Here is a 17,282-nt window from a genome sequence, read left to right as displayed (position 1 = left end):
TAACATTAGTATTTATAAAAAAATAGACTGTAGATAAAGTTAAAAACTTCTTTATCTACAGTCTATCTATATGGTAACTATTTGTCTAATAATCTTATTTAGATTTTTGTGAGTAGTTGCCTTTGTTGCCGCCGCTGCGTTGTTCTCCGCCGCCACTACGACGATCACGATTGCCACCACCGCCAGAACCGCTTCCGCCGCCGCTACGACGACCTTTGCCGCTGTTGTTACGATCGCGGTAGCTTCCGCCTTTGCCGCTTCCGCCGCGATAGCCGCCACCTTTGCCGCCTTTACCATTTTTACCTTTGTAGCCACCGCCACCACGGGATGGTAATGGACGCTCTTCAGTAATATGGACAGGAGTTTTGTCTGGCTCTTTCGCTAACATTTTAAGCATTGCTGCTGCGATGTCAGTTGCATCGTATTTTTCAAGAAGTTCGTTAGCAAACGTTTTGTAGTCAGCTAAGTTTTCTTCTGTGATTGCTTCTTGAATTTTTTCAGTTGCTACGCGTAATTGGCCTGCAAATGCTTCGTCCCAAGTAGGAGCTTGAAGTGGTTGCATACGTTTTTTCGTAGTTTCTTCCACAATACGTAAATAACCCATTTCACGAGGTTGTACGAAAGTAATCGCCATACCTTCTTTACCAGCACGACCAGTACGACCGATACGGTGAACATAGCTTTCTGGATCTTGTGGAATATCATAGTTATATACATGTGTTACGCCGGAAATATCAAGTCCACGAGCTGCTACGTCTGTTGCAACTAGAACATCAATTTTTCCTTCTTTAAATTTGCGTAGTACACTCATACGTTTTGCTTGCGTCAAGTCACCGTGGATACCTTCAGCCACGTAACCACGCATATCAAGCGCGCGAGATAGTTCGTCTACACGACGTTTCGTACGACCGAAAACAATAGCTAGTTCCGGTGCTTGAACGTCTAATAAACGAGATAATACGTCAAATTTTTCTTTTTCATGCACTTTTACGAAGAATTGTTCAATTAATAGTGCAGTCATTTCTTTCGCTTTAATGCGAATAAGTTCTGGGCTATGCATGAAACGTTCACCGATACGGCGAATTGGATCAGGCATTGTTGCAGAAAATAGTAAAGTTTGACGTTCTGCTGGTACTTCTTTTAGAATAGTTTCGATATCATCAATGAAGCCCATGTTTAGCATTTCGTCTGCTTCATCTAGTACAAGTGTTTCCACGTGGTCTAGTTTCAGTGTGCGACGGTTAATATGATCCAAAATACGTCCTGGCGTACCAACTACGATTTGTGGGTTTTTCTTAAGTGAACGGATTTGACGGCTGATATCGCTACCACCGTAAACCGCTAGCACACGTACATGTTTGTCATAGCTAAGTTTATAAAGCTCTTCAGAAACTTGGATTGCAAGTTCACGTGTTGGAGCAATAATTAAAGCTTGTACGTTGTTACTCTTTTGGTCAATTTTGTGAATCATTGGAAGACCAAAAGCGGCTGTTTTACCAGTACCTGTTTGTGCTTGCCCGATTAAGTCTTTACCTGCTAGTCCTAGTGGAATTGTCTTTTCTTGGATTGGTGTTGCTTCTTCAAACCCCATCCGATTTACTGATTTTACAATTTTTTCGTCCAGTCCGAACTCCGAAAATTTTGTCAATGTCATTTCTCCTTTACCTGTTTAAAGTTTGGTAGGAGAGCTACTTTTATAATTCATCACAATACGCTTATTACGATTGTTTGTCTGTTCATTTGCAGTTGTTTTTATGAAAACTGCTATCTTTCATTTTCATTTTTCTGCAATAGAAAAGCCTGGGCGCACCAAGCAAAATGATTCACGGCATCAGAAAATTTCTCTGCCATTATAGCAGTTCTAACGCATCAAATAAAAAAGCCCTCATTAATCACTAGGCTAAATATAAACCTAATAAACTTCCATCTATCATCATAACACACTAACTATTTCTTTTCAACGTCAAAAGCTTATCTTTCCTTGCTATTATCGAATAAAAAAACTTAATTCTTTTTAAATGTACGCTTATCCGGGTTTTTCAGCGATTTTTATAGATAAATCTTTTAAAAAAAGCTGAAAATCGTCCGAAAACAATTTCCAGCTTTTTATTAATCCCATTTGGCTAAAACGCATTTTTTCAACTCATCTATAGCTTTTGTCGCTATTTCTTCTGTTTGACCGATTGTTTGGAAATAGATTTTGCATTTCGGTTCCGTTCCAGAAGGACGTATTGCAAACCAGGCGTTATCGTTTAAGTAAAATTTTAAAACATTTTCTTTTGGTAGCTCTATGTTTGTCATTTCCATCGTTGAAAGATTGGTTCGCTTACTCGTTAGAAAGTCTTCTAAAACCGTTATGCCGGGAATACAAGTTGGCTCTTTGCGCAAATCGTCTATCACTTGATTCATTTTAGTTGTTCCATCGCTATCATCTAGCGTAATCGTGTGCAAGTGTTCTTTATGATAGCCGAACTTTTCATATAAATTTGTTAGTTTTTGAAGAAGTGTTGTTCCTTCTTTTTTATAGAAAAGGGCCATTTCTGCTGTAAGTAATGCTGCCTGAACGGCGTCCTTGTCCCGAACAAATGGCGCGATTAAATAACCGTAACTTTCCTCGTATCCAAAAAGAAAGTTTTTTTCCGTGCCTTCCATTTCGGCTATTTTTTCACCGATAAATTTGAAACCCGTGAGCGTCTGGATATGATTAATTCCAAAGTCATGCGCGATTCTTCCACCTAAGTCCCCAGTAACAATTGTATTAATCATCGTATCCGCCTGAGTTACCGACGTTTTGGCTTCTAAAATATACTGTAAAAGCAATGCGCCTAGCTGATTCCCTGTTAAAATTTGATACGTAGCTTGCTTGTTTAAAACAGCTACCCCCAGCCTATCAGCATCCGGATCTGTCGCCAAAATAATATCGGCTTGTATTTCTTTCGCCTGCTTTTTGGCTAGTTCAAAACTGTTTTCTTCTTCTGGATTAGGCGAAACCACTGTCGGAAAATCCCCGTCAGGCTCACTTTGCTCAGCAATCATGGTCGTTTCCGAAAATCCATTTTCCAAAAGCCCACGCATAACAAGTTCTTTTCCAGCTCCATGAAGCGGTGTGTAGCAAATCTGTAGTTCATTACCGTAGTCAGCAAGCAAATCAGGGCGAGAAACGACTGCTGTTAAAGCTTTTAAATAAGCATCGTCCATTTCTTTTCCTAGCGTCATAACGAGTGGATTGGGTAATTCGCGCACTGGTATGGTAAAGATATCCGTTATGTTTTCTAAATAGCCAGCAATTTCCTGCGCTACACCCAATGTGATTTGACAGCCATTTTTATCATATACTTTGAAACCATTATAGATAGAAGGATTGTGGCTTGCTGTAATCACAACGCCCGCAAATGCCCCCTTTTCTCGAACGCAAAAAGATAGCGCTGGTGTTGGGCGAATCGTATCGGATAAATAAACTTTGACTCCCTGCGCCGCCAGGACCTTTGCCGTTTCCTGCGCAAAAGCACCCGAATGATGTCTCGAGTCATACGCAATCGCAACACCCATTTCGGCTCCTCCATTCGCGACAACATAATCTCCCAAACCTTTCGCTACTCGTCTAATGGTAAAAAGATTGATGCGCTTCGTTCCAACGCCCATTTTACCGCGCATCCCGCCAGTCCCAAAGGTTAAATAACCATCAAATCGTTTCTGCTCCTGTTCCACTTGTTGTAATTCACGGCGCCACTCATCTGATAAATCGGCATTTTTCCAAGCGTTCAAATGTTGTTGCCAAGTCATTTGTTTTCCACTTCTAACTGATGTAGAATTTCGCTGATTTTCATGTCACAGCCCGCCATAGAAGTATCCGCCACGCCGTAATACATATGCAGCGTATCACCTTCTTGAATGGCCCCACATGCGAAAACAACATCACCGAAAAAGCCATTTTTCTCATAATCGGCAACTGGCTCTAAAATAGGCGTTTTCGTTCTTTTCAGTACAATCGTTGGGTCGTTTAAATCAAGAAGCGCCGCGCCCATCACGTAACGATTCTCTTCAGTTGCTCCGTGATATAAAATTAACCAACCTTCTTCTGTTTTAATCGGCACACATCCGCCGCCAACTCGGCCACTATCATATTCACCAGGACGAATTCCAAGCAAATGACGATGATCGCCAAAACTGCGCAAATCTGGAGAAGAAGCAATCCAAATATCTAAATTACCAATACTTTTCAAACTTGGACGATGTAAGGCATAATATTTTCCGTTAATTTTTTCTGGGAAAATTAGTACATCTTTATTTTCAGGAGCAAAGATATTTCCTTGATACTCCAAATTTTCAAAGTCTTTTGTGGTCACTAATGCATCCGCTACGCCAAACTCAGATACCGCACTAAAATTCACGTGATATGTATCCCCGATTTGCGTCACACGAGCATCTTCAATCCCAAATGTCTGATACTCATTAAACGGATATAAAAACGGTTTTTCATCTAAGGTAAACTGATGACCATCTTTACTACGAGCAATTCGAATATATGAAAGAGAAGTTAAATAAGAAAATCCTTCTAGTTTTGCTTTACTGCGAATCATTCGCGGATCTTCAAAATCATAATTTTCATCATCTAATCGGAATTGTTGTAATTCTAATTCTTTACTTTTCGCATTATAAACTGGCGCAAGGACTACTTCTGGATCCTCACTGACTGGTTTTTCTGCCACACGAAGAAGTAAAAGCACTTCGCCGTTATATTCGGCAACACCAGCGTTAAAAGCGCCAATCACTTCAAAACCTTCATGGATTGGTTTTACGTCCAAAGGTGTAATTAATGGGTTTTCTTCATAACGATAAATGTTCATTTCTACTCAAAACTCCTACTATTAGTTATTTTTAAATGGATCAGGAATTGCTAATTTTTGTGCATCAGAATCGCCAATCCCTGCATAAAGTGTCGCAGTACCGTCCGAATTTCTGATTAACCCACCGCTAAATACAACATCCGCTAAATCAGGTCTTTTCGGCTCACTAGGGGCAAAATTAGCACGTTCGGCAATTATTTTTTCTTGCTCAATTTGCGAAAAATCTTCATTCAATCGAAAAGAACATGCGTAATAATGACGATTGCCCGCTTCATCAAAACAAGCAATATGACCAAGCACGCCAATTCTCTCATCTTCTAACAAATGAAGCTCATTTCCGCCACCCCATTCCTCTCCTGAAAAATTCCGTTTCAAAAGTGGTGCAGCTTCTATTTTCTCTATTGTTAATTCTGCCAGTGAGTCAATGACGATTGCGCCGATTTTCCCGCGACCGCCCTTTTCGCCTTGAGGTCTTGTTAATACTAAAATACGTCCATCAGCCAATTCTTTGATACGTAAATCTTTCATACCAATTGGCCCGGCAAGAATTTGTTCAAAATCAGTAAGCGAGGTTGCCCGATATAAATTAGTACGCCAATCTAACATAGTCGGGTCCGTTTCTTTCGGAAAAACTTCTACCCCGCCAATAATCAGCTCACCCTGAACAAATGTAACAAATGGATCTTGTAGCGCTAAAACAGTCGTATTTTCAACCAATTGATATTTGTCCGTCTCTATTTTTTCAAAAAAGCGTACTTCCGAAAACTCGCTATCACGCGACTCCACTCGACCTGCAATATATTCTTTCCCAAGCCAATGAAATGGTGCCGTAATATTGTATACATCTTTGTCGCCAGCACCATTTAACGTGATACGTGTCCCAAACGCAGCACTATTTTCCCGGTAAACTTGCAACAAATTATCGATTGTATTCATTCTATTCCTCCACTCTAAGCGCAATTCCAGTATGCGCGCCCATTCTAATGCCATTTCCTACCATCACTGCTTCTCCAAAAACAAGCTGATAGTTCCCCTGAAGCGGATAAGTTACCTCTTCCTCACCAAAATGAAGTAAAAAGATAAATTCACCTCGCTGATAACTGAGTACTTCTCCATCCAACTTCAAAAAAGTATATTCCATCTCTTTAAAATCATTTTCTTTACGAAATGCGAGTAATCCTTGATAAAATCGCCACATCGTTCGTGCTTCTTTTTCCGGCAAAGTCGCCATTTTAATCCATGGTTCACCTAGAGTAAATGGCTTTCCATCTGGGAAAATCATCGGCCCACGTGCTTTGTCACGCGTTTTTTCAATAGCGATTTCGAGTGCTTGTTTTTCATCTGAACCAGTTTGTAAAGCTTGATAGTACGCGGCTGTCCCTTGAATATCGCGCATCTCTTTTACGGAAGAAAACGTTAAATCAGGCATACCCACCTCTTCTCCGTAGTATATAAACGGCACGCCTTTCGCAGTTAACATTAAAAATGCGAGCAACTGGGTCTTTACTATGTCTCCAGATGCGAGGCGACTTCTGAACCTGCTCATATCATGACTTCCAAAGAAAAGCGTCGGCCACTGCCCTTCATTTAATGCCGTTTCCATCTCATTCAATGTCGTAAATACAGATTTTGCATCTAGCTGATCAACACTGCCAAAATTAAAATTAAATGTGACATCTAGCATTTTTTTCGAGCTATATCTAGCAATTTCAGCTAATTGGTCCGAGCTAATTTCGCCTACTAAAAACACGTCGCGCTCTTTTCGACAAAAGGAAGCGATATCCTCTAACGCTTGTTCTAAGCCACTCTGATTACGGTCATACACATGCTCCATTTCACCAGATGTGACTGGATTATCCGGAAATTCAAGTACGAGCGTTAAATTATTGATAACATCTAACCTGAATCCCGCCACTCCCTCATTCAACCAAAACGCTAAAACTTGCTCCATTTCTGCGCGAACAGCTTCATTCGCCCAGTTTAAGTCAGCCTGTTCTTTTGCAAAACTATGATAGTAATACTCGCCAGTAAGTTCATCCATTTCCCAAGCAGAACCACCAAAAAACGATTCCCAATTATTTGGTTTTTCTCGCCAAATATAATAATCTCGTTTAGGATTCGTCTTACTACTACGCGACTCCTTAAACCAAGCATGCTCTGTTGACGAATGATTTAATACTAAGTCGATAATAACTTTTATTCCTCGAGCATCTGCCGCTTTCATAAACACTCGAAAATCAGTCATATCGCCGTAATCCGGGTTAATATCGCAGTAATCAGACACATCATAACCATTATCCACTTGCGGTGAAGGATAAAATGGAGTCAACCAAATACCATCAATTCCCAAATCCACTAGATAATCTAATCTGCTCGTTAAACCTTTAAAATCACCTAAACCATCGCCATTACTGTCTTGAAATGATTTCATATAAATTTCATAAAACACACTACGACGCCAAAATTCCAAGTTCAGTCGCTCCTTTTATTTCAAAGTAAATTGCATTCCTTCTTGGAATTTCTTCGAGAAGAATAAAAACAAGATAATAAGTGGAAGTGTTAGTAACACAGATGCCGCATACATTGGCCCAGGATAGGTTGCATATGGTCCAAACATTTGCGAGATTAGCACATTCAATGTGACTGTTCCATCACTCTTCGTTACAAGCATATCCCAAAGTAAATTCGTCCATCTGTCTGTGAAAAGGAATAAGAAAATAACGGTCGTAATTGATTTAGACATTGGCAGCACAACCCGAAACAAAATCTTCAAATCACTCGCCCCGTCCAGTTTGGCAGCTTCAATTAATGTATCTGGAATCGCTTTGAAAAAGTTGGTATACATAAATACAGCCCATAAGCTAAGCATAGTCGGGATAATCATTCCCGCATAGGTATCCAATAAACCAAAGTCCGTAATCATTAAAAACTGCGGAATCAGCAAGATGATTGCCGGAAAAAACATTTGAAATAAAATCGCATTATTAACAATTTTCTTGCCCTTAAAATCCACTTTTGCTAGTGCGTAGCCTACCATTAGGCCGAAAAGCAACATCAAGCCTGTCGCAATGGTGGAAACAATAATTGTATTAATAAACGCATGAATCCACGGCGCCGGTGCCGCAACAACTGAATTACCAAATAACCAATCCCACGAACGAGTAGTGAATTCTGTAGGAATCAACTTTTTATCTACCTGATCCCAAGCAGCAAATGAGTTTAATACTAAATAAATAAAAGGATAAATCATGACTAGCATAAGTAATGTTGTCAGTATATAGCGAACAATTTTACCCGCTTTACTATTATGTCCAACCATTTCTTTGACCCCATTTCTCAAGCATTTTCTTAATAACACCAATCGATGCAAATGTTACAGTAGCAGCCATTAGAGAAATCGCTGAAGCATAACCAGAATTCAAGTTAACGAATGCTTGGTTAAAAATTTCCATTTGCCATGTATTTGTTGCAAAGTTCGGTCCACCACCAGTCAATTGGTAAACTTCGGTGAAAATCCCAAAACTAACGCCTACCGCTAAAACAATTACGGTAAATAAAGCTGGATATAGCATCGGAACAGTGACTTTCCAAAATGTTCTAAATCTACCAGAACCATCCATTGCTGCAGCTTCATAAATTTCATGATTAATGCTAGCAAGTCCAGAAATTAAAATGAGCGCATAGTAACCAGACATTTTCCAAGCTATCATCAGTGAAATAATAACGAGCGCCGACATTGGTGTCCCGAGCCAATCGATATCCCAACCAAAATGCCCGCGTAAAAACACATTCAGCGCACTATTGTATGAAAGTAACCCTTGCACAATAAGCGAAGTTACAACGCCTGAAGACAAATACGGTAGGAAAAACGCAACCAGATAAAGTCCTTTAAATTTCGGCAAGCCGTTCACTAATACCGCGACAATCATCGAAATAATTAACGCCATAGGAACAAAAACAATCAAAAATTTATAAGTAACAAAAAAGGCTGCTTGAACTGCTGGACTAGTAAACGCTTTAATAAAATTATCAAAGCCAACAAAATTAATTTCCGGACTCATCATGTTCCAATCAGTTACAGATAACCAAATCGACCAAACAAGCGGTACTAAGAAAAATATCGCAGTGAATATGAGATACGGGCTGGTAAATGACCAGCCCAATTTGTTATTTCGCCGCTTCATTCTTGAAGCACCCCGTCCTCCGCTTTCTTCATATCTGACCAAGCTTTAGCAGGTTTTTTCTCCCCGCGTACAATCGGATTCCACGCTTCTTCACCAATGATTTGTTGAATATCATTATATTTTGCGTCATCCATCGCAGGGATACTATATGGTACATTAGCTGCATAAACTTCGAGTTCTGGATTTTCTTTAAAGAATGCTGTGAAAGTTTCGTTTTCTGTTGCATCATCACGCGCAGGAATTAAGTTAGTTGTTTCTAAGAATTTCAAGTCATTTTTGTCATCGTTATAAACAAATTTCAAGAAATCCATTGCTGCTTCTTTTTCTTTATCTGTCGCTTGTGCATACATTACAACGCCTTTCGAATCAGCGTATGTAGCAACATTTTCTTCATTCGCCATGTTATCTGGTACTAGTGGCGCTGTGATTGCATAGTTTTCGTTATATTTAAGTTCCGGGAATTTTTCATCCCAGTTAGGGAAAGTCCACGGGCCATTATCTGCCATGATGCTTGTTCCAGTTTCAAATGGATCTGTTGCTTTACTTGCAAGAAGTAATTTGTTTTTTTGCAATTCGGACATAAATGTTAATAACTCTGTTCCAGCTTTATCGTCTGCTACTAATTTGCCATCTTCTACAAATGCATTTCCTTTAGAAGCTGCATCATAAAGTGGGAAGAAATCAAACCAGCGCATCCAAGCAGTTGGATCAGATAAATCACCTTTTGCCCAAAGAACTTTGTCTGGATATTTCGCTTTTAATTTTTTACCAACTTCAAGCGCTTCACTATATGTTTTTGGCGGTGCATCATAGCCAAGTTCTTTCAGTGTATCTAAACGCCAAGCAAAAAGAATTGGATTGGAGTAAACTGGTAGCACATATTGGTTTCCGTCAGAGAATTTCCAAGAATCCATTGTTTCGCTCATGTTTCGTTCTTTGACAACATCATCAAGTCCTTTTACATCGTTCAAAGGGACAATCGCTTTACTGTCAGCTAATTGTGCAGCGAAACTACGATTGATATTTTCAGACATGGTTGGTGCCGTTTTAGAGGCAATAGCTGATTGGATAGTTGCTTCCGAAGATGGGCTTTCTTTCATTTGGGAAACTTCAATCGTTACATCTGGATTTTCTTTTTCATAAGCTTTTGCCATTTCATCCCAATATTTTACTTGCGTTGGATTTGGAGCTGCCCAAAACGTTACTTTTGTTTTACCATTATCGTCACTTTTGCTGTTTCCACCACCACAAGCAGTAAGTAATGACCCAGCAACCACAACACTAAGAGCTGCAATAGCAATTTTTCTAATCTTCATATCAATAATCCTCCTAATTCCACTTTTTGTAATTGTAAGCGCTTGATTACGATTACATTATCACATTACATTTTTGTAATGTCAATAATTACTTTTATAAAACCTAATAAAATTGAGGTTAATTTACCCATAAAACAAAAATGAATAGAATTACTTTCTACATTACTTTTTAATTATAAAATTTTTGCTATTTTGTGAATTTACTTCTATAATAGAATAAATAGAGGAAAACGGAGGGGAACCATGAAGAAAGTTACGATGCAGGATATTGCTGACAGGCTAAATATAACCAAGAATTCAGTCTCGCAAGCTTTAGGCAATAAAAATGGGGTTAGCGAACAAACTAAACTAGCCGTTTTTAAGATGGCAGATGAGCTAGGCTATAAATATAAAAGAGAAATCGCGCGTGAGGTTGTGAAAGAAAAATTTGCGCTTTTAGCAACTTCTTTCGCCCTTTCGCAGCGCAGTTTTTTTGGCGAAATTATCGATAATATGAAACAAAGCATTATCGCTCACCAAGCCGAACTTATTATTTTTCCAGTTACGGATGAGGAAGCGTCTACTAATCAATTACCAGAGCAGCTCACAAGCGAGAACTGGACTGGGATTTTCTTACTTTCGCATATAAACACGGATTATAGTAAAAAAGTTATCGATCTCGGCATGCCCGTTGTGCTTATAGATCATCATGATCCGCATCTAAAAGCCGACGCGGTTATCAGTCAAAATAAAGATGGCGCTTTTATGGCTGTAGAATTTTTAATTCAAAATAAGCATCAGAAAATCGGTTTTCTCGGTGATGTTACTTTCTCTCCAAGTTATGAAGAGCGGCTAGAAGGATACAAAAAAGCTTTGCACTACTATCACATTCCTTTTAACGAAAAATACGCCATCACTCGTATCAAAGAAGAACAAACGACATTATATAGAACTTTAGATGAACTGGACGAACTCCCTACTGCTTGGTTTTGTGTCAACTCAGGACTTGGGTTTATTCTCAATACTTACTTGCAATCAAAAGGCTATAATATCCCTAATGACTTATCGATTATTTGCTTTGATAATACCGAGTTTACTGTACTAAGCAATCCACAGCTAACTACAATGTGTACCAACCTAAGCTATATGGGTGAGAAGGCTGTCGAACTCATGTATAATCGCATAAGAAAACCAGATGAAGGGTTTGTTCATCTGGCGCTTGCTACTAATTTAATAGCCCGAGATTCTGTTGGTGAAAACAAAAAAGCCGATTCAGCGAGTGAAAGCTGAATCGGTTTTCTTTATTGAGCATTTAAAACAGCGACATCTTTTTGCAAAAATGTTAAAACAGCTGCAAATAATTTGTCCGCTTGTTCGTCCTGACAAATCACGTGTTTCGAACCTTCTAATATAAATAATTCTTTTGGACCAGGAATACTTTCCATTAAGAAATTAACACTTTTTTCAGCAGGAACTACTTGGTCGGCACTGCCTTGTGCAATAAAAGTTGGAATTTCAATATGCTCAAAAACCGGCTTTGCTAAAGCTACCATTTTTTTGAATTGTAGCGTGGAAGTCCAAGGCGTTTCCGTTACTTTCTTTTGATAACGTTTGAACATCGGGCTGTTTTTGAGCGTTACTTCTTTTGCTTCCGTTAATACTTGCTTGGAATTTTCGACAAGTTGCGGCCATTCCATTGCATTTACGGCTGTGCTCAGAAGTACTAGTTTTTTTACTTCCGGATAATGTCTCGCGAGCCATCCAGCGAGCAGTCCACCCATGGAAAAACCAATAATATATACTTCATCGTCTTCTTTTAGCATTTGGCTTAAAATACTATCTACAAAAACAATCCAATCTTTATACGTCACATTTTTTAAGTGGCGCAGGTGATCATGGCCAGGTAATGTGGGTGCTAAAACATCCCAATCTGTATGCTCTCGCAAATAGTCAGCGAGTGGCTTCACCTCGGACGGCGAACCAGTAAAACCATGAATACACAAACAAGCAACCATTATGCCTTTCCTCCTGTCCAAATTATTACCAATTAAGCGGTAATATGTTCTGTCCAATTTTAGTCGTTACTTAATAATAAGATTTTCTACCACATCTTTCAAGCCCATTCCGTAAGAACCTTTGACCAGTATCCATTCATTTCCATTCATTTCTGAAAGAAGCGCCGTCTCAAGCGATTCTTTCGTGTTAAAATGATGAACTTTTCCCTGACCAATTTTGGCTTCCGCTATGTCACCAAAAGCTTTCATCGCCTCACCATACAAGAAAATCTTCTCAATCATACCCTTTTCTAATACTTCGGCTGATTCTTGATGTAACTTTGTCGACAAATCTCCAAGTTCCAACATATCAGCAAGGACCAAATATTTAGGTTTGCCGCTCGAATCCATATGCATAAATGTTTTTAAAACCGTTTTTAATGCTGTTGGACTAGAGTTATAAGCGTCATTCAAAATACGCGCGCCACTTTTCGTTGTAATCCATTCTAAACGACTTTTAGAACGTTCCATATTTTTCAGCGCAGATTGAATTTTTTCACCTTCAATTCCAATTTCTCTTGCCGCAAGCATCGCCGCCATTGTATTGAAAACATTATGTTCACCAATAATAGGGACAAAAATTTCTAGCTCCGGCTCCCAATTAGTTATAAAAGAAGTGCCTTCCGCTTCCGCACGAATTTCTAACGGATAAATTTCCGCAGCTTCCGACTTACCAAAAGTGAGCTGTCTGAAATCGCCATTAATATTTCCTAGCAGCAAAGTTTCTTCGTGCGGATAAATTAAAATCCCGCTTGGATTAAGCCCGGCAGTAATTTCCAGTTTTGCTTTGGCAATTTCTTCACGCGAACCAAGATATTCAATATGCGCCTCGCCGATATTCGTAATAATCGCGATATCGGGTTTGGCAATTTTGGAAAGCACTTCGATTTCATGACGATGATTCATGCCCATTTCAAGTACAGCAACTTCGGTATCTTCTGGCATCGTTAAAATGGTGTACGGTAAGCCGATATGATTATTAAAATTCCCGCCAGTATAATGAACTTTATACGTCGTTTCTACAATCGCAGCCATAATATCTTTTGTCGTCGTTTTACCATTGCTTCCGGTAATCGCAATAACTTTTGGCTTTACTTGTTGGATATATTTCGCCGCTAATTCTTGAAGTGCGAGCAAAGTATCTTCTACTAAAATAACCGGGAAATCCTTCGGTGGATTGGGTACATCTTTTTGCCAGAAAGTAGCCACTGCACCCATTTCTCGCGCTTGACTCACAAATTCATGTCCATCGCGTACATTCCCAACAAATGGAACAAATAAATCCCCTGACTTTATTTGCCTTGTATCAAAACAAACGCCAGTAATGACGACATCGCGAAATGCATCTACATGGATGGAACTATCTAACATTGCTACTACTTCGCCTACTGTTTTTTTCAAATTAAATCGCTCTCTTCCATAAAAAAGCAGCTTCCGCATATGAAAACTGCTTTCTTGTTTATTTTAGTCTTCTAATTTATATTTAAGTGCATTTTTGGCTGCGTGGCGTTCTTTCGCTAAATCGACTAATCGTTCAATTAACGCTCCGTAAGGTAAGCCCGTTTCCTGCCAAAGAAGAGGATACATGCTGTACGGTGTGAAACCAGGCATTGTATTCACTTCATTTAAGAATAACTGATTATCTTCCGTTAAGAAAAAGTCCGCTCGCACTAGTCCGCTTGCATCAAGCCCTAGGAATGCTTGAACCGCATATTCTTTCATTTGTTCCAAGATTTCCGGATCTACTTCAGTCGGAATAATTAACGCAGTATTATTATCCTGGTATTTTGCTTTGTAATCGTAAAACGTAGCAACTGCACCTTCTGGCAAAATTTCACCCGGAACAGAGCAAACTGGCGTATCATTTCCAAGTACGCCCATTTCGATTTCGCGCGCAACAACACCTTGTTCAACAACCACACGACGGTCATATAAAAATGCTTCTGTCATTGCGTCCGCTAATTCTTTTTTGTTCGTTGCCTTACTAATACCAACACTCGAACCAAGGTTTGCTGGTTTTACGAAAACTGGATAGGTAAGTACTTCTTCCATCTCCGCAACCATTTCCGCTTGATAGTTCTTCCAATCAATTAATCGAACAGCAACTGCTGGAACTTGCGGGATTCCAGCATCTGCAAAGATTTTCTTCATCACGATTTTGTCCATTGCAGCAGAAGATGCCAAGACCCCGTTACCAACATATGGAATGTTTAATACTTCGAACAATCCTTGAACAGTGCCATCTTCTCCGTTTGGACCATGTAAAAGCGGGAATACGACTGTCTCTTGTCCGTCTGCTTCTAAAACGGCCGGGCTAATCGCTTCCCCTTCTGATTTTTCTGATTCAGTTGTTGCAAGTTTTATTGTATCTGTAGCCGAAAAACGTAATTGTTCAACAAAATCTAACTTCCCAGAAAGAAGTGGTCCTTGAATCCACTCACCTTCATTCGTAATATATATTGGCGCAGCTTCGAATTTTTCTAAATCCAAAGCATTGATAACTGAAAATGCTGTTTGTAAGGAAACTTCGTGTTCAGCAGATTTCCCACCGTATAACAAAATTAATTTGGTTTTCATAATACCCCTCCGTCATTATTCGCTTTATCTATTTTACCATGTTTTGACAGGATGAAAAGGTATAACTAAAAAATAGGTTGAAAAAATCTTCTTTTTTAAATAAGAACCGTGCACGCTTATTCCAAAAAGGACTTTTTCAACCTAAAATATTAAACACCAGATGTTAATTTCAAACCGACCACGCCGGCAATAATCATCGTAATAAAGAGCAATTTGCCGACACTTTTACGTTCTTTAAAAACAATCATTCCAAGTGTCACACTACCAACGGCACCAATTCCGGTCCAAATCGCATAACCTGTACCGATTGGAATCGTCTTAAGCGCGAGGGATAGTAAAAAGAAACTTGCAGACATAAAAATAATCGTCAGTATCGCATATCCAACCTTTTTAAAGCCATCTGATAATTTTAGCATGACAACGAAGACCATTTCGCATAAACCTGCTACGAGTAAAAATATCCAATCCATCGTTATTTAGCCTCCTTTTCAGACTCATTGCCGTCCACTAATTTCAAACCAATAATCCCTGTTAATAATACGATAAGCGAAACGATCTTCCAAAAAGAAACACCTTCTGAAAGGAAAATCATCCCAATAATCGCTGTCCCAGCAGCCCCAATTCCAGTAAAAACCGCATACGCCGTCCCAATTGGAATGGACTTCATGGAAATCGAAAACAAACCAAAACTAACTATCAAAAATGCTATCGTCAAAAGGCTCCACCCTAACATCGTGAAACCATGCGATTCTTTTAGTCCAAAAGCCCAAACAATTTCTGATAATCCTGCCATAATTAAATAAAACCAAGCCAATTTCCTTACCTCCAATTCATTTGAGTAAACTTGCGAGAACTGCCCAAGCAGATTTTCTTCGCAACTCAAATTCCGTTTCATCATAAATGCCGTGTTCCACACTCAGTCCATCAAGAAGTGCATAAAAAACGTGCATCCATCTTACAAGTGCTTCTTCGGATACTATTTTTTCTAACGTTTCGCGTAATATCCGATTCGTCAGTTGTTCATATGTCTTTGTTTCTTCCTTTAATTCTTGAAAAAGCGACTTAGGTGGATAAAAGACGGCACGCTGGAAAAATTTCTTTTCATCAGGATTGCTAGAAAAATCTGTCGCTACAAAGAAAATAGATTGTAGCTTCTTTTCCCCAACCAAATCATCTCGCTCTGCTACTTTCCCTAGTTCTGTTAATTCCATCTGAATACTATCTTGATAAACTTCTAAAAATAGGGCTTCTTTTGATGCAAAATGGGCATATAACGATGGTGTTTTAATTCCAACAGCTTTCGCGATTTCCGAAAGCACTGTTCCATCATAGCCTTTTTCTGCAAAAAGAGTTAATGCGACTTCTTTGATTAGCTTTTTCGTCATAAAGCACCCTCCTAACTAACGTTCATTAGTTAAATTTTAACAAATAAAAAACCAAACGTAAAGGAAAAAGTTTGATTTTTTATTTTTCGATATATTTCCATTCATTTTGTTTTAAATCATACACTAATTTTGCAACTTCTTCTTCATAATAAATCTTAGAAGAGATTTCTAGTTCTGTCATTTCTTCTGTGAGTCCATGCCCAATTGGTACTTCGATTTGTGTGCGCGTTCTCACGACATCATCGAGCGCAATACAAGCACCGTCTTTAAAATGATCTGCCATTTTTTTCAAAAGTTCAACTGGCGGCTCCGCAACATATTTTTTCTTACCAAACGAAAAAATACCCTTCTCATTAACTAGTTCTGCCGTTTTACGTGCAATGACGTAACTTAGTAACATATAAAAATGATTAAGATTCCGATAATATACTTTATTGTAACGACCGTCTTCCCTAGTTAAGTAAACAAAATTATTTTGTAATTTATAATAAAATGGTGAGCGCAAATGACGCCCAGTATGTGCAAGATAAAGCATTTCCGCTACTTCTTGTGGGGTTAGTTGGTTCAAAAGTTCTACATCTTCAAAATCAATCCAACACAGTGGATTAAAATTCTCTTTGGAAATATTTGCTAAATCGCCTGGCTCTAAGTAGTGAAAAGCTGTGTGTGCATTGTAGGATGCGTCTTCAATATTATGCTTAATTAACAAAATATTTTCAGGGGGCTGTCCCACGCCATTTAAGAAATCACAAAAAGAAATGCCGCTTGTCGCCACATTATTAATAACATGATCAATATGCACATAAATAGATTGTTGGTTAACCGCTTCTTTTTTCATGTATATGCCTCACTCTATTTCTATTTTCTTCTATGACAAAAGCCTTCCATTCCATCATACAACATTTTTGCGTAAAAAGGATAACAGAAACATCAAAACTTA

The 17,282-nt window shown here is 38.9% G+C and carries 16 protein-coding genes; 1 reads left to right on the top strand and 15 read right to left on the bottom strand.

The window, feature by feature from the left end:
• Window positions 1-94: 94 nt before the first annotated feature.
• From cshA to LMOATCC19117_RS04450, 8 genes are all read right to left on the bottom strand, one after another.
• The gene (gene cshA, locus LMOATCC19117_RS04485) at window positions 95-1,648 is read right to left on the bottom strand and encodes a degradosome RNA helicase CshA (protein ID WP_003740508.1); all 1,554 of its coding nucleotides are present in this window, start codon (window positions 1,646-1,648) and stop codon (window positions 95-97) included.
• A gap of 461 nt (window positions 1,649-2,109) precedes the next feature.
• Window positions 2,110-3,783, bottom strand: a complete 1,674-nt coding sequence (locus LMOATCC19117_RS04480) for a phospho-sugar mutase (RefSeq protein WP_014929040.1) — start codon at window positions 3,781-3,783, stop codon at window positions 2,110-2,112.
• Entirely contained in the window at window positions 3,780-4,847 is a 1,068-nt protein-coding gene (locus LMOATCC19117_RS04475; protein ID WP_003724794.1) for a glycoside hydrolase family 130 protein, read from the bottom strand. The genes LMOATCC19117_RS04480 and LMOATCC19117_RS04475 overlap by 4 nt, the downstream gene beginning before the upstream one ends.
• 21 nt (window positions 4,848-4,868) lie before the next feature.
• A complete protein-coding gene (locus LMOATCC19117_RS04470; RefSeq protein ID WP_003734285.1) occupies window positions 4,869-5,783 on the bottom strand; it encodes an MTP-1 family protein in 915 nt (304 codons plus the stop codon).
• 1 nt (window position 5,784) lies between these two features.
• Entirely contained in the window at window positions 5,785-7,317 is a 1,533-nt protein-coding gene (locus LMOATCC19117_RS04465; protein ID WP_003734284.1) for an alpha-amylase family glycosyl hydrolase, read from the bottom strand.
• A 15-nt stretch (window positions 7,318-7,332) separates the two neighbouring features.
• Window positions 7,333-8,166 (bottom strand): carbohydrate ABC transporter permease, encoded by an 834-nt coding sequence (locus LMOATCC19117_RS04460; protein ID WP_003724791.1) that lies wholly within the window; start codon window positions 8,164-8,166, stop codon window positions 7,333-7,335.
• Complete coding sequence (locus tag LMOATCC19117_RS04455) at window positions 8,153-9,031, bottom strand: carbohydrate ABC transporter permease (RefSeq protein WP_003724790.1); 879 nt, start codon at window positions 9,029-9,031, stop codon at window positions 8,153-8,155. Before LMOATCC19117_RS04455 ends, LMOATCC19117_RS04460 begins: the two co-directional genes overlap by 14 nt.
• The gene (locus LMOATCC19117_RS04450) at window positions 9,028-10,347 is read right to left on the bottom strand and encodes an ABC transporter substrate-binding protein (RefSeq protein ID WP_003724789.1); all 1,320 of its coding nucleotides are present in this window, start codon (window positions 10,345-10,347) and stop codon (window positions 9,028-9,030) included. The genes LMOATCC19117_RS04455 and LMOATCC19117_RS04450 overlap by 4 nt, the downstream gene beginning before the upstream one ends.
• 243 nt (window positions 10,348-10,590) lie before the next feature.
• On the opposite strand from LMOATCC19117_RS04450, the gene LMOATCC19117_RS04445 reads away from it, so the two are divergent.
• A complete protein-coding gene (locus tag LMOATCC19117_RS04445) occupies window positions 10,591-11,616 on the top strand; it encodes a LacI family DNA-binding transcriptional regulator (protein ID WP_003724788.1) in 1,026 nt (341 codons plus the stop codon).
• An 11-nt stretch (window positions 11,617-11,627) separates the two neighbouring features.
• Here the strand turns inward: LMOATCC19117_RS04445 and LMOATCC19117_RS04440 are convergent, their stop codons facing one another.
• The 7 genes from LMOATCC19117_RS04440 to LMOATCC19117_RS04410 all read right to left on the bottom strand — a co-directional run bounded on the left by LMOATCC19117_RS04440 (window position 11,628) and on the right by LMOATCC19117_RS04410 (window position 17,180).
• Window positions 11,628-12,341 carry an alpha/beta hydrolase gene (locus LMOATCC19117_RS04440; protein WP_003724787.1) on the bottom strand — a complete coding sequence of 238 codons (714 nt, stop codon included), beginning with the start codon at window positions 12,339-12,341 and terminating at the stop codon, window positions 11,628-11,630.
• Between the two features lie 66 nt (window positions 12,342-12,407).
• On the bottom strand, window positions 12,408-13,781 hold the full coding sequence (locus LMOATCC19117_RS04435) for a UDP-N-acetylmuramoyl-tripeptide--D-alanyl-D-alanine ligase (RefSeq protein WP_003741833.1): 1,374 nt from the start codon (window positions 13,779-13,781) through the stop codon (window positions 12,408-12,410).
• Between the two features lie 63 nt (window positions 13,782-13,844).
• A complete protein-coding gene (locus tag LMOATCC19117_RS04430) occupies window positions 13,845-14,957 on the bottom strand; it encodes a D-alanine--D-alanine ligase (RefSeq protein ID WP_003724785.1) in 1,113 nt (370 codons plus the stop codon).
• Between the two features lie 149 nt (window positions 14,958-15,106).
• Complete coding sequence (gene sugE2 / locus LMOATCC19117_RS04425) at window positions 15,107-15,427, bottom strand: quaternary ammonium compound efflux SMR transporter SugE2 (protein WP_003724784.1); 321 nt, start codon at window positions 15,425-15,427, stop codon at window positions 15,107-15,109.
• Window positions 15,428-15,429: 2 nt separating this feature from the next.
• Complete coding sequence (gene sugE1 / locus LMOATCC19117_RS04420) at window positions 15,430-15,771, bottom strand: quaternary ammonium compound efflux SMR transporter SugE1 (RefSeq protein WP_003736027.1); 342 nt, start codon at window positions 15,769-15,771, stop codon at window positions 15,430-15,432.
• 16 nt (window positions 15,772-15,787) lie between these two features.
• The gene (gene sugR / locus LMOATCC19117_RS04415) at window positions 15,788-16,342 is read right to left on the bottom strand and encodes an efflux SMR transporter transcriptional repressor SugR (RefSeq protein WP_003734282.1); all 555 of its coding nucleotides are present in this window, start codon (window positions 16,340-16,342) and stop codon (window positions 15,788-15,790) included.
• Between the two features lie 79 nt (window positions 16,343-16,421).
• Window positions 16,422-17,180, bottom strand: a complete 759-nt coding sequence (locus LMOATCC19117_RS04410) for a hypothetical protein (protein WP_003724782.1) — start codon at window positions 17,178-17,180, stop codon at window positions 16,422-16,424.
• Window positions 17,181-17,282 lie beyond the last annotated feature (102 nt).

It is taken from the genome of Listeria monocytogenes ATCC 19117 (assembly GCF_000307025.1).
Classification (GTDB): domain Bacteria; phylum Bacillota; class Bacilli; order Lactobacillales; family Listeriaceae; genus Listeria; species Listeria monocytogenes_B.
Note: the sequence above shows the minus strand (reverse complement) of the source record. Positions and strands in the feature narration are given on the sequence as shown.

Bases quoted from the DNA above. Each gene is read 5' to 3' on its own strand.
- LMOATCC19117_RS04480 (WP_014929040.1), bottom strand. From the start codon at position 3,783: ATGACTTGGCAACAACATTTGAACGCTTGGAAAAATGCCGATTTATCA.
- LMOATCC19117_RS04475 (WP_003724794.1), bottom strand. From the start codon at position 4,847: ATGAACATTTATCGTTATGAAGAAAACCCATTAATTACACCTTTGGAC.
- LMOATCC19117_RS04470 (WP_003734285.1), bottom strand. From the start codon at position 5,783: ATGAATACAATCGATAATTTGTTGCAAGTTTACCGGGAAAATAGTGCT.
- LMOATCC19117_RS04460 (WP_003724791.1), bottom strand. From the start codon at position 8,166: ATGGTTGGACATAATAGTAAAGCGGGTAAAATTGTTCGCTATATACTG.
- LMOATCC19117_RS04455 (WP_003724790.1), bottom strand. From the start codon at position 9,031: ATGAAGCGGCGAAATAACAAATTGGGCTGGTCATTTACCAGCCCGTAT.
- LMOATCC19117_RS04450 (WP_003724789.1), bottom strand. From the start codon at position 10,347: ATGAAGATTAGAAAAATTGCTATTGCAGCTCTTAGTGTTGTGGTTGCT.
- LMOATCC19117_RS04445 (WP_003724788.1), top strand. From the start codon at position 10,591: ATGAAGAAAGTTACGATGCAGGATATTGCTGACAGGCTAAATATAACC.
- LMOATCC19117_RS04440 (WP_003724787.1), bottom strand. From the start codon at position 12,341: ATGGTTGCTTGTTTGTGTATTCATGGTTTTACTGGTTCGCCGTCCGAG.
- LMOATCC19117_RS04430 (WP_003724785.1), bottom strand. From the start codon at position 14,957: ATGAAAACCAAATTAATTTTGTTATACGGTGGGAAATCTGCTGAACAC.
- sugE2 (WP_003724784.1), bottom strand. From the start codon at position 15,427: ATGGATTGGATATTTTTACTCGTAGCAGGTTTATGCGAAATGGTCTTC.
- sugR (WP_003734282.1), bottom strand. From the start codon at position 16,342: ATGACGAAAAAGCTAATCAAAGAAGTCGCATTAACTCTTTTTGCAGAA.
- LMOATCC19117_RS04410 (WP_003724782.1), bottom strand. From the start codon at position 17,180: ATGAAAAAAGAAGCGGTTAACCAACAATCTATTTATGTGCATATTGAT.